Origin of the sequence: Actinomyces lilanjuaniae, assembly GCF_003606385.1 — a bacterium.
Taxonomy (GTDB): domain Bacteria; phylum Actinomycetota; class Actinomycetes; order Actinomycetales; family Actinomycetaceae; genus Actinomyces; species Actinomyces lilanjuaniae.
This window is the reverse complement of record NZ_CP032514.1, coordinates 889,936-902,756: the sequence shown is the minus strand read 5'-3', so window position 1 is coordinate 902,756 and position 12,821 is coordinate 889,936. Positions and strand designations below refer to the sequence as shown.

Genomic DNA, 12,821 nt, shown 5'->3' with positions numbered 1-12,821 from the left:
ATCCAGGCGGTGGAGCCAGAGGCCTGGGACCACCAGCAGGCACTATGCCCGCCTGGAGCTGCTACCCGACACTCGTTCGTTGGGAATGGAAATATTTCTACTGCTGTGACATCATCGAGATGATGAAGTCAGCAGCGCCTCCTCAGTGCGTCCCGAGCCGACCCAGGCGCGACGCCGAACCTGGGGCGCCTCCTCGCAAAGGAGGTAACACAGCCCACACAGCGACACTCACCACGCCCGCCGACCCGCCTGCCCCTACCCACCAGCCCCTCACCGCACGACGACTGAGGTCCTACCTGCCACTGACACCACACACCTTGGAGCTACTGAGCACATGAGCAGTCACCACGATCTTGCCCACGCGGCGCACCTTGTTGACGACCTTCTCACCGGGGCAGGTGCCACCCGGGAAGAGCGTCAGGCGATTGCTGACCACCTGACCGGCAGGAACCACCTGGCTCTTCACGGCCCCTCCCAGGACCCCTGGACACTGACCACCGCCCTCGCCCACGCCTGGCACACCTACTCCCGGCGCACGGACCTTCCCGCCCCGGCGCTCCTGACGATCCTTGACGGAGAGTGCGACATGGTCTCCACCTACGTCGACACCGAGACCGCCACCCAGATCCTCCAGGACGGCGAGGACACGCCGACTCCCGACCAGGTGGCAGACCTTGTGCACTGGCTGGAGAGGGAGGACCTCTGGCGTGACGAGGTCACCGCGGCCCAGCTCCGGGCCGCCTGGGCCAGGTACCGCGCACAGCACCCCACCACCCCCGGAACCACCCACCGACGCACGACTGGTCCCGTAGACCCTGTTGGCCCCGTAGACCCTGTAGACCCTCCCACCCCGCTGAGGCCCAGGCCCTCCCCCGCTCACGGCAGGGCTCTGTCCTGCGATCAGACCACTCAGACCCTGGCCACAGGTGCGTAGCGCAGCATCAGGCGCTTGGTCGTCACCGCCCCGGCGACGGTGAACTCCACCCGGGCTGTCAGGGAGCGGCCCGCGCCCTCCAGACCAACCACGGTCCCGATCCCGTAGGAGTCGTGACGAACCTGGTCGCCCACCCGCAGGCCGGCTACTGCTGCTGGCAGCGCCTCGTCCTGAGACCGCCCTGCCTCGTCACCGGCGCCCACGCGACCTCTCTCCTGCTGCCCTGAGCGGCCCCGAGGACGGCCTGGGCTGCCGTCCAGACGAGTCGGCCGACCACGCCTAGCCGCCCGCTCAGCCCGGCGGGCCTCGGCGCGGTCCTTGGCTGTCTCCACCCGTCCCAGACGCCCGGTACGGCGGTTCCCCGAACCGACCGGGGGCGCGAAGTCGTCCTCGTCAGGGTGGGCAGGACTCTCCCCGGGCTCCCCGCCACGGTCGGCACCTGCCCGTCTTCCCGGACCCCCACGAGCGCCACGGCGGCCGGAGCCGTAGCCGCCCTCTCCCCAGCTGGAGCCCCAGCCAGTGCTGTCGCTGTACAACGCCACGGTGTCCGAGGCCAGTCTCCTCCAGTCCACGACCTCGGCCGGAAGGTCGTCCAGGAACCGGGAGGCAGGCATGGCCTGAGTCGTCCCCCAGGCACTGCGCACGGCAGCACGGGTAAGGTAGAGCCGCTCGCGCGCACGAGTCAGCGCCACGTAGGCCAGGCGGCGCTCCTCAGCCAGGTCGGCCTCCTCGCTCAGGGAGCGGACGTGAGGGAAGGTGCCGTCCTCCATGCCAGTGACAAAGACCACCGGGAACTCCAGCCCCTTGGCAGTGTGTACGGTCATGAGAGTCACCTGCCCTTCCGGGAGGCCTCCTGTGCCTGCCTCGTCCGCGTCGGGGAGCTGGTCGGAGTCGGACACCAGGGAGACTCGCTCCAGGAAGTCCGCCAGGGTTCCTGTCGGGTTGGCAGCCTGGAAGTCGGAGGCCACCGAGTGCAGCTCAGCCAGGTTCTCCACCCGGGTGGCGTCCTGAGGGTCGTCACTGGCTCGCAGCTCAGCCAGGTAGCCGGAGGCGTCCAGGGCCGAGTCAAGCACCTCGGCCACCCCCTGCCCCTCGCCCAGCATCTGGCGCAGGGAGACCAGCAGCTCGTGGAAGCCACGCACCTGGTTGCGGGCGCGAGTCGTCAGGCCTTCCACAACCGGCGGCTCGTCATCGCCCTGCCGGGCGGGATCCTCACGCGGCACGCCGGCGGCGTCGGCAACGGCCCGGCCGAAGGACACCGCGTGGCGGGAGGCGTGCTCAGCCAGGGCCGCCTCCGCCTTGTCCCCCAGGCCCCGCCTGGGGACGTTGAGGATGCGGCGCAGGTTGACGTCGTCGTCGGGGTTGTCCACGGCGCGCAGGTAGGCGATGGCGTCCTTGACTTCGCGCCGCTCGTAGAAACGGGTACCCCCGACGACCTTGTAGGGCTGTCCGGAGCGGACGAAGACCTCCTCCAGGGCGCGGGACTGGGCGTTGGTGCGGTAGAAGACGGCCACCTCCGCTGGCCGCACGCCGTGCTCGTCAGCCAGTCGGTCGATCTCCTGGCTGACCCAGCGGGCCTCGTCGTGCTCGGAGTCGGCCACATACCCGGTCACAGGTGCGCCGTCGCCGGAGCTGGTCCACAGGTTCTTAGGACGGCGGCCGCTGTTGCGGGAGATGACCGTGTTGGCTGCGGTCAGGATGTTCTGGGTGGAGCGGTAGTTCTGCTCCAGCAGGATCGTGCGCGCGCTGGGGTAGTCCTGCTCGAACTCCTCGATGTTACGGATCGTGGCACCACGGAAGGCGTAGATGGACTGGTCGGAGTCGCCCACCACCGTCAGCTCGCCCGCCGGCAGGGGCGAGCCCTCCCCGGAGGTGCCCGGGCCGCCGACCAGCTCACGCACCAGCACGTACTGGGCGTGGTTGGTGTCCTGGTACTCGTCCACCAGCACGTGGCGGAAGCGACGCCGATAGGCCTCGGCCACGGCGGGCTGGGTCTGGAGGAGGGCGACGGTACGCATGATGATGTCGTCGAAGTCCAGGGCGTTGGCCGCCGCCAGGCGCTGGGCGTAGGCCTGGTAGACCTCTACCAGGTGGCGCTCCATCGGGTTGGTGGGTTGGGCCGTGCGGGCGAGCTCCTCGGGGGTGACCAGCTCGTTCTTCAGGTCGGAGATGCGGTGGGCAAAGGTCTTGGGGGTGAAGCGCTTGGGGTCGATGCCCAGCTCCCGCACGATGAGGGTGATCAGGCGGGTGGAGTCTGCGGCGTCATAGACAGAGAAGGTCGAGCGCAGGCCGGCCGCCTCGTGGCTGCGGCGCAGGATACGCACGCAGGCGGAGTGGAAGGTGGACACCCACATGCGCTCCCCCGCAGGTCCCACCAGGGCGGTGACCCGCTCACGCATCTCGGCGGCGGCCTTGTTGGTGAAGGTGATCGCCAGGATCTCCCCGGGACGCGCCCGACCGGTGGCGATGAGGTGGGCCACACGGTGGGTGAGCACGCGGGTCTTGCCCGAGCCGGCCCCGGCGATAATAAGCAGCGGAGAGCCCGAGTGCGTGACCGCCTGCGCCTGGGCGGGGTTGAGTCCCTCGACCAGGCTGGCGGGGTCGGCCACGGTGACCCCCCAGGGCACGCGTGGCGCCCCCGTGTGCCCCGCGTACCCCGTGCGCACGGTGCCGACGGCGCCCACTGGCTCCCGGCCGGCCGTCGCGCCCCCAGCGCTGCCCGCACCGGGGCGCACCAGCCCTTCTGCGCCCCCCGTGGCAGCAGCCGCTGCCAGGTCGGCCTCAGCCCGCTCAGACCACTCGGCCTGGGCGCGGGCTGCTGACGCGTCCGCCTGGGCGCGGGCCACGAGGCCCGCCGTGACCGCCTGGCGCTCTTCCCAGGAGAGGGGCGCGGTGCCACGGTCCTCGGCAGGCTCCCCGCCGTGGTCGGCAACAGGGCCTGCGCCCCGAGTCCTGACGGGGTACTCCCCAGTCCCCGTGCCACGGGCCCCGCCGGGTAGGTCCTCGCGCACCCAGTCCTGCGGTCCCCCCTCCCCCGGCTCCAGGTCCTCCTCGTCGGGGGGCTCCACGTCGGCCCAGGAGTCGTCGTCAAAGGTAGCCAGGGAGGGCAGGGCGGCCTCGGCGGGCGGGGAGGTGCGGCTTGTCCCGGGCATGGACAGGTTGCCGAAGAGGGCGTTCGTCGCGTGAGTCATGGCAGGCCAAGCCTAGGCCACGTGCTACCCAGCGGCCCACCGGCACTCGCGCGGGCGAGGCCAGCGCCGCAGAGCACTTGGGCAGCATGAGGACCCCGTGAGCGCTCGCACGGGCGACGCACCTCGTCGGGCCCACGGACGTACCTGTCCAGGAGGACCTGGCCCTGCCCCGAGCCTGTCCCGCACCTTTGCGCGGAGTCTTCTGAGAGAATTGAGCCATGACTGTTGCCGCTGCAGCCGATCCGGATGCCATCAGGGATGCCTGTAGGCGTTTCGGTGTGGCGCGGCTCAGGATCTTTGGCTCAGCCGTGACCGGGACCTTCGACCCGACCACCAGCGACCTCGACTTCCTCGTCGATTTCCAGGAGGACCGAGACAGTCGCTTCGAGGACTTCTTCGGTCTGCAGGAGGCCCTGGAGCACGTTGCAGGCCGTCCTGTGGATCTCGTGACGACAGACTCCCTGCGAAACCCCTACTTCCGGGAGTCGGTCCTGGCTACAGCGGAGGACGTCTATGCGTCATGAGAGCGCCGCCTACCTGTGGGAGGCTGCCGAGGCAGCCCAGTCGGTGATCACGTTCCTTGACGGTGTCAGCTGGGACCAGTTCACCCAGGACGCGATGCGGCGCTCCACAGTTGAGCGTCAGCTTGAGATACTCGGCGAGTCACTCAACCGGGTACGCCGAACGGATCCGCGGATAGCAGCGCAGATCCGGGATGTGAGCCGCATAGTCGGGATGCGGAACATTCTTGCGCACGAGTACGGGACCGTTGACGCCCGACTCGTCTACGAGGCGGGGACACGAAAGGTTCCGACCCTGCTGCCACAGATCGAGGCGTTGCTCCCCGCCAGCAGCGACGGCTGAGCACACCACCGCCACTCCTCTCCCGGTTTGGACGCACGAGGTCATGAGCTGGCAGGCAGCCCGGGACCGCACCGGCCTGAGGCAGGTCAGCCACCCTTTGACAGTATGCTGTCAATGCCAGTACGGTCCCAGCATGCCTGAACGGACCGCTCTGACTACCCAGTCCTCACACGTCACCTCACGCGTCATCGCCCTGTACACCACTGACACCATGGCGGACTGGGAGTACGCCTACCTGACCACCCAGGTCACCACCGCGGAGAGCATCCGCCCCGGCCGCTTCCGCCTGCTGCTCGTCGGTGACGGCCTGGAGCCGGTGACCTCCCTGGGAGGTCTGCCCATCACGCCGTCCGCAGATCTCAGCGAGCTCACCACCCTGGCGGAGGAGGGCCGTCTTGCCGCCCTGGTGGTCCCGGGCGGGGAGACCTACGCCCAGGGGCACGAGCGGCTCACCGCAGCCGTCCAGGACCTGCTGGAGCGCGGCGTCTCCGTCGCCGCCATCTGTGGCGGCACCTTCCTCCTGGCACGCCACGGGGTCCTCGACACGCGCTCCCACACCTCCAACAGCAAGGGGTACCTGGAGGCCAGCGGCTACCGTGGCAGCCCACGCCACGTGGAGACCCCTGTGGTCACCGACCAGGGGGTCACCACCGCCTCCGGCATCCACGCAGTTCCCTTCACCGCCGAGGTCACGCGGGTCAGTGGCGTGCTACCCACCGCAGTCGCCGACGCCTGGGAGCGCCTCTACCTCACCGGGGACGCACGTCACTACGAGGAGTTGGCGGAGGTGACCCGTGCCTGGCAGGAGTCCTGAGGGAGACGCACTGACAGAGCTGGTCCTGCCGGTCTTCGAACTGGGCGGAGAACTCCTCGCCGCAGCAGCCATGATGACCGCGCACCACGAGCTGACGCCAGCCCGCTGGCGTGTCCTGGGTGCGGTGCTGGAGGAGCCGCTGAGCGTCGCCCAGGTCGCCCGCCGCGTAGGCCTGGGCCTGTCGCGCCAGAGCGTCCAGCGGGTAGCCAACGACGTGGTGGCCCAGGGCTGGGCAACCTGGCAGCCCAACCCCGCCCGACGTGGTCAGAACCTCCTCGTGCTCACCGGCCGTGGGCGCGAGGCTGTCCAGGCGCTCGCCGCCGAGCAGCACGCGTGGGCCGACGCCGTCGGTGCCGAGGTCGGCGAGGAGGATCTGCACCTCGCGCTCGACCTGGTGCGCCAGATCACCGCAGCATCCCGTCGGTACCGTGAGGACAACGGCTGAGCGCGCTCCTGTCAGGACTCCCCACGCATCCTGGCAAGGTTGTATCCGGAGCGGGCGTGCAGCAGCACCCCTGCCGTCACTGAGACGTTGAGGGACTCCACGGCCTCATTCATGGGGATGGAGACGGTCGTGGCAGCCAGGTGGCGCGCCTGCTCGGAGGCTCCCACCGTCTCGGCACCGAGCAGCAGGGCCTGCGGAGCGCTGCGTGCGGCCACCTGGTCAAGCCCCGTACCACCGGCGGTGTCCAGCAGCACGACGTCCATCCCGGCCTGGTTGACCAGCTCGGAGACCTCCTCCCACGTCATGAGGGCCACCGGCAGCGAGAACACGTAGCCGCGGCTGGCCCGGATCAGCCGACGATCGGTGATGCTGCGCAGACCGGAGTCCACTAGCACCACGCCCGCAGCCCCGAAGGCGTAGGCGCTGCGCACGATCGCGCCGATGTTACCCACGATCCGAACGCCGTCGAGGATGAGGACGTCACGGCCGGGCGCCTGGAGCCGCTCGATGCCCGGAGGCGGGGGCACCCGCGCTACGCCGAACACGTCCGGGCGCTTGTCCGACCTGAAGAGCTCGGTGGCCAGGGCAGCGCTCATGACGGTCACGGGGACACCAGCCTGCTCGCAGGACTCGACAACCCCGCGCGGCGGCTCCACGGAGTCCAGGACGTAGACGCCCAGGAACCGCAGCCCCGCGCCCAGGGCGGCCAGAAGGGGCTCCTCGTCCTCGATGAGGACTGACTTGCCGGGTGACACCGACGCCTTCGCCAGGTCGGCGATGCGCTGGGCCTGTGGCGCGGAGCGGTCGGTGAGGGTCGCGTAGTCGGTCACGGTCTCGGTCCTCCTGGACGCGGGCGGTCGGTGGTGCCAGCCAGCAGCGCCACTGTGAGGGGCAGCCGACAGGCGGCTGACGGGCAGCAAACAGGTTACGTGTAGGCGCGCGCCTTCTCCGGCACCTTCTCCCGGAGCACCCAGTGTCCCGAGACGGCTCTGACCGGCACCCGCCTCAAAGTGCCCGGGTCTCGCTGATCACGAAGTGCTGCTCGCGGCGGCTGATGAGCCACTTCCCGTCACGGAGCACCAGGGTGTCGGTGTAGCGGATGGAGTGGTCAGTCAGCACATCCTTGCCGTCAACCTCCTGGACCAGCAGGGCCTTGCCGTAGTGGACATCAGTAGCGGTGCCCCCGTCAACAGTGATCACCTGCTGCCCATTGATGTGGTAGGCGGTCTTGACCCCCGCCATGGCCGCGCCAAAGCGCTCGACGAGCGTGTCCGCACCGTCGAACTCCATCATGACGGAGCCGTCAGCGGCATAGACGACGACGTGCGCGTCCGGCGTGAACAGCTTGGCCTGCTCGGAGACGTCCACCTCCAGGGCGGCAAAGCGGTCGATGACCTCGCGGATTGCGTCCTTGTGCTCCAACGGTGTTGTCATGGTGTTCCTTTGCTGTCTTGATAATCTTGACAATCTTGACAATCTTGACAATCTTGAGAATATGGTCGCGCCCATATCTCCTCCGGCAGGCTCCCTTCCTGCTGCCAGCCCTGCGCCCGCTCTTCCAGCCGTCAGCCCCGGTCTGGGTGCTGGCAGGGCGGCGTCCCTCGCGCCTGGGTCACCACGGTGACACATTGCCCCGACCACGTGGGCCTCAGGCGACGTCCCTCGCGCCCGGGTCACCACCCTGCCGCCTGCCCAGCGGCTGGGCAGAGTGGTGGAGCGACGCTCTCGGCCGCCCCTTGCACCAGTCCCTGCCGCACGGCGACGACCTCCTTAACCAGCCGCGCCGTTCACGCTCACCTGCCAGCCAGCCGGGCGACATCCTCCTGGACGCGGGCGGGCTCCTCGGTCAGCGCCACGTTGTTGGTGTCCAGCACGCCGTCCAGGGAGCCCGGCTCGTCAGCGCGCGTGGCGGCTAGCAGCGCCTCAAAGTCGGTGACCGGGGAGCCGGAGGCGCTGAAGACCTCCACCGTGCGGCGGGAGCCGGAGGGGTTGAGTGCCCCCTCCAGGAGCACCTGGGCGATGTGGTGGCGGTCCACCCCGGGCTGGCCCGTGACCAGGTCACCCTGGCGCAGGTCGATCCTGCGGTCCCCGGACCCCTGGTAGTCGAACCAGCCGGGGCGCACGATCGTGTAGGACAGGCCGCTGGCCCGCAGCAGGCGCTCGGCCCGCCGCTTCCACTCCACAAACTCATACCCGGTCACCGTCGCGGAGTGTGAGGCGTTCATGGTGGTCATGAGGCTGACGTGGGTGGTGGGCTGTCCCAGTGCGTCCAGCGCGTCGATGACGGCGCGCACCACGTCGTAGAAGGTGGCGCCGCCCCTCCCGTCAGAGTCGGTGCCGTGGGTGAGGACGACAGCATCCGCCCCGGTCAGCACTGGGCACAGGGCATCGACATCACTCGGCGAGGCCTCGACGACCTCCGCGCCCCGAGGCAGCCGACGACGGGCGCGAGAGGCGCTGCGGGTCTGGGCACGCACCGTGGCCTCGCGAGCGAGCGCCTCCTCGACAACAACCCGGCCCACCTGGCCGGTGGCTCCAATGATGAGAACGGTTGTCATAGTCCTTCTCTCCTTGAGGTAGGTCTGCTGACGGCGTGGCCGCAGCCGGTCGCTCGAGCCCTGCACACGGCTACTGCCCCGAGGACGGAAGACACGGAAGACCTGGCGCGGCAGACCTCCGAGGACCTCGATGCAGGGCAGCCTGGTTGGGTTCCTTGCTGAGCCTCCCACCTCCAGGAGCCAGGATCCAGGCCCTCCCGCACCCCCGCTGCGTGTACCCCCGGCACGGCTGACGACCCACGGTCTCACCGCGCCCGCCACCACGGCCGCCGTGGTCAGCGGGCGAGCCTGGCGCCACGCAGGTAGGAGGCGGTACGCAAGGCGATCGGGAAGGGGGCGTCAGGGTGGCAGGGATACATGTCCTGCTCCACGATCACGAAGATCTCCGGGTCCAGGCGCCACATCTCACGAGTGATGGACTCTGCCGTGGGCACGCCACCCGGGGGCTCACAGATCGCGCCGAGCTGGACCGCGTCGTAGAAGCCCAGGTCCTTGTCGCGCACCACCGACATCTTGGCCGGGTCAACCTGCTTGAAATGAATGTACTCCACGCGCTGCGGGTAGCGACGGATGATCTCGGCGGAGTCGCCGCCGCAGTACTCGATATGGCCGGTGTCCAGGCACAGGCCCACGACCTGCGGGTCCGTGGCCTCCAGCCACTTGTAGGTCTGCTGCTGGGTCTCCACGTGGGAGTCGGCATGCGGGTGGAACACGGAGCGCAGCCCGGTCTCCTCCCTGACGACCCGGGCGACCTCCTCTGTGGCCCTCACCAGCTGGGCGAACCCGTCCTCGTCCAACTGCCTGCCCTCGACGAGCTCACCGGAGAGCAGGTCGCGGTACATCGCGGGCAGCAGTACCAGGTAGGTTGCGCCGACGGCGGCAGCCAGGCGGGCCACGTCCAAGGCGTCCTTGGTGATGGCACTCAGCTCCTCCGCACGGTGGAAGGCGCCACCGACTGTCCCGGCTGAGACCCTGAGGTCACGCTGGGCAAGCTCGTCGGCCAGCCGGGCCGGGTCAGAGGGCAGAAACCCGTAGGGACCAAGCTCCATGTAGCGGTAGCCGGCCTGGGCGATCTCGTCGAGGTAGCGGGTGCTGGTGGTCTGAAGGGGACTGTCAGGCATCCACACTCCCCATGAGTCAGGGGCGGAGCCCAGGCGGGCGCGGGTGACGATCGAGGACATCGTTGTCTCCGTTCTTGAGGTCAGGTCGTCGACGAGGCGAGGCCTCACAGGACGATCATTGTGTGGTCACGTGACAACCATAGCGCACCTCCCGTACCCTGGCAACCCTGCACCACAGAGAGCCCGTACAGCCTGTCAGTTCCCACTCACAGCGGCTGCACGCCCACTCCTCCTTAGGAGGCCTCCGCGATCAGCCCCGGCGCGGTGGCGCCGTCGTGGAACGCACGCTGAGGGTCGGCGCAAGAACCTGCTGGACAGGGGTGGTCCTGAAGGCCCCGCCTCCCAGGCCCAGCCCTCGCTGGCTCCCCTGGGACAGCACGTCCTCGTCACCCTCACCACCCTCGCGCCCAGCGCCCTGGGAGGAGTCCTGAGCCTCAAGAAGCGCACGCACGAAGGCCCCGGAGATCCTCCCCTGCTCGGCTGCGCCCTGGTCCACCGTGGTCAGCCCGGCCAGGCGCGCCAGGGGCTGGTCGTCATAGCCGACCACGGAGACCGCCCCGGGCACGTCTACCCCGTGGTCACGCAGCGCGTCGAGCACCCCCAGCGCCATGTGGTCGGAGCCGCAGAACAGCGCCGTAGGAATCTCGCCGCCGTTCACCAGGGTGCTGACCGCCTCGTAGGCGGCCCCACGCGTCTGCGCCTCCGGCGTGATGACCCACGGCGCCAGCCCAGCGCGCTCCATGGCGGTCATGTACCCAGCGGCACGCTCCTCGTAGGGGATCCCCGGGGGCAGCTGGAGGTGAGCGATACGGGCGTGCCCGAGCTCGAGGAGGTGGCGGGTGGCCAGCATCGCCCCGGTCCGGTCGTCGCTGTAGACCGAGCGCACACCGGCCTCGGAGATGCGGCGGGTGACCGAGACGATCGGGATGGAGTGCACCGCCGCGGTCAGCGCGTTGGTCGAGCCCGCGTACCCTGCCACGACGACGCAGTCAGGTGAGTAGGAGACCAGCTGGCGCAGCCGGGCGTCCTCCTCCTCGGCGTCCAGGGATCCCTCGACGATGACCAGCTGGAAGCCGTGCCCCCGGAGCTCGGCCCTGAGACTGTCGTAGACCTCGACGAACAGGGCGTTGGACAGCTCCTGCGGCAGGAAGCCGACCAGCCTGCTGCGCCGGTTGCCAGCCAGCGCCGTGGCGAGCCCGTTGTCAACGTAGCCCAGCTCCTGCACCGCCGCCAGGACCCGCTGGCGCTTGTCCTCGCTGACCTTGTCCAGCCCCTGCAGCACCCGGGAGACGAGGGAGCGTGAGACCCCGGCGTGCCGGGCGAGGTCCGCCTGCGTCACCCGTCGTCTGGCCATGGGCGCTCCTTCCGCGCGGTTGAGGTAGCGCACGGATCGTATCGTAGACACTGTGCACCCCGGCCCAGCGCCTGCTGCGCACAGCAGGAGGACTCACAGTCCCTCCGGTAGTCCAGCCCCTCCAGCAAGACGGTCCACCGTCCCTAGCCACGCCGCGTCAGGGCGGTCCCGCCAGGGACCGCCCCTGACCCCTTACCGGCGCCTGCTCCAGCAGCACCTCGGCCGCGGGACACAGGCGCCAGCACTCGTCTGCGGTCACGTGACCGCAGTGCTCACGGGCAGGCGCCTGCCTGGCAGCCCGGCACCACTCAGCCCCGAGAGCCGGGTAGCCGCCCTGCTCACCTGGGCGTGACAGGCGTCCGCGTACGCGCCGACTCCTCAGCCGCCTCAATAATCGCCATCGTGGGGATCGCCTCGGCAAAGGGCACTGTGACCTCGCCCCTGCCCACGACAGCGGCGACAAACTCCTGGATCTCCCCCACGAGGTTCTCACCGTACCCGGTCCCCACGCCGCGGCCGGGCATGCAGGCCACGTCACTGAAATAGGGGAAAGCAGGTCCGGCGATGATCTGGCGAGGGCCGTCGAAGCCAGGGGCGGACTGCTCAGGCTGGCAGAGGTAGAGCTCGTCAGAGTGCGGGGACTCGAACTTCGCCCACCCCTTGCTCCCGTACACCTCGATCGCGAAGACGTCGGTGATGCCTGTGGCGATACGCGAGAGGTTGACCGACCCGACAGCACCACTGTTCATACGCAGGGACACCACTGCGTTGTCGTCGTTCTCCACGGCGCCGGTCTCAGTGAGGGAGGCCCCCTGGTTGTGACCGGTACCCCCGGTGGGCAGCGGCCGCTCGGTAATGACGGTCTCCAGCGTGGCCGAGGTGACCTCGGCCACCTCGCCCAGGAGGAAGCGCACGGTGTCGATGATGTGGGCGCCAATGTCAGCAACAGCGCCGCCACCGGCGATATCGCGCTGGAAGCGCCAGGTGCGAGGAGCCTGCGGGTCGGCGGCGTAGTCGGCGAAGTAGCTGGCGCGGAAGGAGTGGACCGTACCGATGCCGCCCTCGGCGACGACCTGGGCCAGGGCGGCCAGGGCAGGGACGCGGCGGCGGCAGAAGCCCACGGAGGTGACCACGCCCGCCTCCTGGGCGGCGCGAGTCATCTCCCGGGCCTCTGCCGTGCTCAGGCCCAGCGGCTTCTCGCAGAAGACGTGCTTTCCAGCCTCCAGCAGCCGTGGGACGACGCCAATGTAGGCGTTGTTGGGCAGGGCCAGGGACACAGCCTCGATCTCGGGGCGCTCAAGGATCTCCTCGACACAGGAGGCGGTCCTGGCAAAGCCGTACCTGGCTGCGACGGACTCCGCCAGTGCTGTGCTGGGCTCGACGAGGGTGTCCATGATGACGTTGACGCCCTCGAGCGCAGGCAGCATCTGGGCGTTACGGAATCCGAAGGCGTGGCCCTGGCCGGCGAAGCCGGCACCGACGACGGCGATGTGCAGGTCACGAGACATGGTGGTTGTTCCTTTCAGGTGGTGAGGGTGTG

Annotated in this window: 12 protein-coding genes; 5 read left to right on the top strand and 7 right to left on the bottom strand. The window is 69.4% G+C overall.

Translation table 11 applies throughout. The features are described 5' to 3' along the window. The first annotated feature begins 334 nt into the window (after positions 1-334). Positions 335-934, top strand: a complete 600-nt coding sequence (locus tag D5R93_RS03900; RefSeq protein WP_119835845.1) for a hypothetical protein — start codon at positions 335-337, stop codon at positions 932-934. Here D5R93_RS03900 and D5R93_RS03895 read toward each other — a convergent pair. Then, a complete protein-coding gene (locus D5R93_RS03895) occupies positions 910-4,125 on the bottom strand; it encodes an ATP-dependent helicase (protein WP_120203912.1) in 3,216 nt (1,071 codons plus the stop codon). The genes D5R93_RS03900 and D5R93_RS03895 overlap by 25 nt on opposite strands. Before the next feature lie 218 nt (positions 4,126-4,343). On the opposite strand from D5R93_RS03895, the gene D5R93_RS03890 reads away from it, so the two are divergent. The 4 genes from D5R93_RS03890 to D5R93_RS03875 all read left to right on the top strand — a co-directional run bounded on the left by D5R93_RS03890 (position 4,344) and on the right by D5R93_RS03875 (position 6,248). Beyond that, positions 4,344-4,649: a nucleotidyltransferase family protein gene (locus tag D5R93_RS03890; RefSeq protein ID WP_119835847.1), complete on the top strand. Its 306-nt coding sequence runs from the start codon at positions 4,344-4,346 to the stop codon at positions 4,647-4,649. Further along, positions 4,639-4,989, top strand: coding sequence for a HepT-like ribonuclease domain-containing protein (locus D5R93_RS03885; protein WP_120203910.1), 351 nt, complete (start codon positions 4,639-4,641; stop codon positions 4,987-4,989). Before D5R93_RS03890 ends, D5R93_RS03885 begins: the two co-directional genes overlap by 11 nt. A gap of 133 nt (positions 4,990-5,122) precedes the next feature. Beyond that, entirely contained in the window at positions 5,123-5,803 is a 681-nt protein-coding gene (locus D5R93_RS03880) for a DJ-1/PfpI family protein (protein WP_120203907.1), read from the top strand. Beyond that, complete coding sequence (locus tag D5R93_RS03875) at positions 5,784-6,248, top strand: MarR family winged helix-turn-helix transcriptional regulator (RefSeq protein ID WP_120203905.1); 465 nt, start codon at positions 5,784-5,786, stop codon at positions 6,246-6,248. Before D5R93_RS03880 ends, D5R93_RS03875 begins: the two co-directional genes overlap by 20 nt. Positions 6,249-6,259: 11 nt before the next feature. Here the strand turns inward: D5R93_RS03875 and D5R93_RS03870 are convergent, their stop codons facing one another. The 6 genes from D5R93_RS03870 to D5R93_RS03845 all read right to left on the bottom strand — a co-directional run bounded on the left by D5R93_RS03870 (position 6,260) and on the right by D5R93_RS03845 (position 12,789). Next, positions 6,260-7,078, bottom strand: a complete 819-nt coding sequence (locus tag D5R93_RS03870; protein WP_147392846.1) for a TrmH family RNA methyltransferase — start codon at positions 7,076-7,078, stop codon at positions 6,260-6,262. A gap of 175 nt (positions 7,079-7,253) precedes the next feature. Continuing rightward, a complete protein-coding gene (locus D5R93_RS03865; RefSeq protein ID WP_119835852.1) occupies positions 7,254-7,682 on the bottom strand; it encodes a nuclear transport factor 2 family protein in 429 nt (142 codons plus the stop codon). A 359-nt stretch (positions 7,683-8,041) separates the two neighbouring features. Further along, positions 8,042-8,806 carry an NAD(P)H-binding protein gene (locus D5R93_RS03860; protein ID WP_162933812.1) on the bottom strand — a complete coding sequence of 255 codons (765 nt, stop codon included), beginning with the start codon at positions 8,804-8,806 and terminating at the stop codon, positions 8,042-8,044. 275 nt (positions 8,807-9,081) lie between these two features. After that, positions 9,082-9,987, bottom strand: coding sequence for a TIM barrel protein (locus D5R93_RS03855; RefSeq protein ID WP_120203900.1), 906 nt, complete (start codon positions 9,985-9,987; stop codon positions 9,082-9,084). Positions 9,988-10,177: 190 nt separating this feature from the next. Next, positions 10,178-11,281, bottom strand: coding sequence for a LacI family DNA-binding transcriptional regulator (locus D5R93_RS03850; RefSeq protein WP_120203898.1), 1,104 nt, complete (start codon positions 11,279-11,281; stop codon positions 10,178-10,180). 338 nt (positions 11,282-11,619) lie between these two features. Continuing rightward, positions 11,620-12,789 (bottom strand): Gfo/Idh/MocA family protein, encoded by a 1,170-nt coding sequence (locus D5R93_RS03845; protein ID WP_119835856.1) that lies wholly within the window; start codon positions 12,787-12,789, stop codon positions 11,620-11,622. Positions 12,790-12,821: the final 32 nt, after the last annotated feature.